This window comes from Mesorhizobium sp. M2C.T.Ca.TU.002.02.1.1 (genome assembly GCF_003997225.1).
In genome coordinates, this window is sequence record NZ_RZTO01000933.1 from 1 (window position 1) to 2,199 (window position 2,199).

The window sequence follows — 2,199 nt, forward strand, 5'->3', positions numbered from 1 at the left end:
GGGCAGGGTCTTCTATGCCGTCGGCGGGACCTGGCGAAACCTCGCCAGGCTGCATATGGAGATGACCAACTATCCGCTCGGCGTCATGCATCACTACGAGATTTCGGCCGACAGCGCGCAGGCGTTCCTGAAGCAGGTGGCCAAAGGCGAGGTCGAGAAGGTGCGCGGCATCGAGGGCGTCTCCAAGAACCGCCGTTCGCTTCTGCCCTACGGCGCGGTGGTGCTCCAGGAGATCATGGCGGCGATGCAGCCCTCGAAGATCGTCGTTTCGGCGCAGGGCGTGCGCGAGGGCTTCCTCTATTCGCTGCTCGACGCCGAGGAGCAGAAAGCCGACCCGCTGATCTCGGCCGCCGAGGAACTGGCGCTGTTGCGCTCGCGCTCGGTACATCATGCGCACGATCTGGTCGAATGGACCGGAACGGCATTCAAGGCCTTCGGCATCGACGAGACGGAGGACGAGGCGCGCTATCGCCACGCGGCCTGCCTGCTCGCCGATATCGGCTGGCGCGCGCACCCGGAATACCGTGGCAGGCAGTCGCTCAACATCATCGCACATGCCTCCTTCATCGGCGTCGATCACCCCGGCCGCGCCTATCTGGCCCTGGCCAACGCCTATCGCCATGACGGCGTCTTCAACGACGGCATCGCGCCGGAGATCAAGGCGCTGGCGCCGCCGCGCCTGCTCGAGCGCGCCCGCGTGCTGGCGGCGATGATGCGTGTGGTCTATCTCCTCACCGCGGCAATGCCGGGCGTCATGCCGAGGCTAAAATGGGAAAGCCGTGGCAACGGCGCGCTGGCGCTGGTGCTGCCTGCCTCGCTCGCCGACCTTTACGGCGAACGGCCGGCTGGCCGGCTGGCGCAGCTCGCGCGCATCACCAACCGCCGCCTTGTGCTGGCGGTCGAGGGCGGGCCGAGCGTTTCGGTGAAATAGGCCGTTTCGGGGAAATAGGGCCGGGGCGTCAGGTCACCTCGGCGCCGAGGCCGAAGCCATGCCCGTCGGCCGACCATGCGCCGGCGCCGGCCATGGCGAGCGCGAGGAAGCCGCCTGCGATCGCGATGTCCTTCATCAGCATCTGCTGGTGCAGGAAGGCGAGGGTCGCATCGTCGCCGCCCTGGCCGTAATGGCCTATGAAGCCGGCGACCACGCAGAAAGCGGCAAGCAGAAGCGCAACGATCCGGGTCTGGAAACCGATGAGGATCAAAAGCCCGGCAATCAGCTCGAACAGGCCGGTGCCCCAGGCTGCCAAAGTCGACAGCGGCAGGCCGAGGCCGGCGAAATAGTTGATCGTGCCGCCGATATTGGTGAGCGCCTGGAAGCCCGATGGCACGAAGAGCGCGGCAAGAAGGAGCCGCGAGACCAGAAGCAACGCGTTGCGAAACATGGCCACCTCCCTTGCCGGCGTCCAGTCTGTCCGATGCCGGCGGCCGGTGCAGTCTACGCCTGCAACGAAAAAGCGGCGCGGAAAATTCCGCACCGCTTGTATTGGCAGCCTAGGAGGAAAGATCAGGCGCGCTTGGCATCGATCGAATAGGCGCCGGCGCCGGACGAGGCGAGCAGAATGAAGCCGCCGGTGATGGCGAGGTTCTTGAGGAACTGGATCATCTGCATCTGGTCGGCCCAGCCGGTGTGTGCGACCAGCCCGGTGGCGATCGTGAAGATGGCCAGCACCCAAGCGGCGATGCGGGTTTGGAAGCCGAGGAGGATGGCAAGGCCGCCGAGCAGCTCGATCAGGCCGACGACGACGGCGGTTACGGTCGGCACCGGCAGGCCGAGAGCGCCGAAATAACCGGCGGTGCCGGAAATGGCGGTGAGCTTGCCGAAGCCGGAAAGCAGGAAGATGACGGCAAGCAGGATGCGGCCGAGCAGGATCGTGGTGGAGCTGTTGGATGCTGCGCCGTTGCCGGCGACGGAAGAGTTGATGGACATGGCGGTTCTCCGAACGGGGTTGAATGGCCCGTTAGATAAACGATGGGGACTGTTCACAAAAAGCCGCCTATGTGGCAACACATTGTTCACAGGACAGATGTTTTCGGGATTCGCGAGCAGACGCGAAAATCATGTCGGTAGATGAGGTGGAGGAGGTAAATTGTACTGCCGCAAAATCCCGATCGCTTCGTCATCCACGGGCGGAGCAGGGAGCGAAGCGACGCGGCGCAGACCCGAAGATCCATGCCGTGACGTCAAAACAGCCGCTGCGG

2 protein-coding genes and 1 pseudogene are annotated in these 2,199 nt (G+C 64.8%); 1 reads left to right on the plus strand and 2 read right to left on the minus strand.

Annotated features, from left to right (window positions below; translation table 11 throughout):
- Window positions 1-931, plus strand: a pseudogene (locus tag EOD07_RS31620) (exopolyphosphatase); the annotation flags it as partial.
- 28 nt (window positions 932-959) lie between these two features.
- On the opposite strand, the gene EOD07_RS31625 reads toward EOD07_RS31620, so the two are convergent.
- Together EOD07_RS31625 and EOD07_RS31630 are read right to left on the minus strand one after the other, a co-directional pair.
- A complete protein-coding gene (locus EOD07_RS31625) occupies window positions 960-1,382 on the minus strand; it encodes a DoxX family protein (RefSeq protein WP_127238063.1) in 423 nt (140 codons plus the stop codon).
- A 122-nt stretch (window positions 1,383-1,504) separates the two neighbouring features.
- A complete protein-coding gene (locus EOD07_RS31630) occupies window positions 1,505-1,927 on the minus strand; it encodes a DoxX family protein (RefSeq protein ID WP_127238064.1) in 423 nt (140 codons plus the stop codon).
- Window positions 1,928-2,199 lie beyond the last annotated feature (272 nt).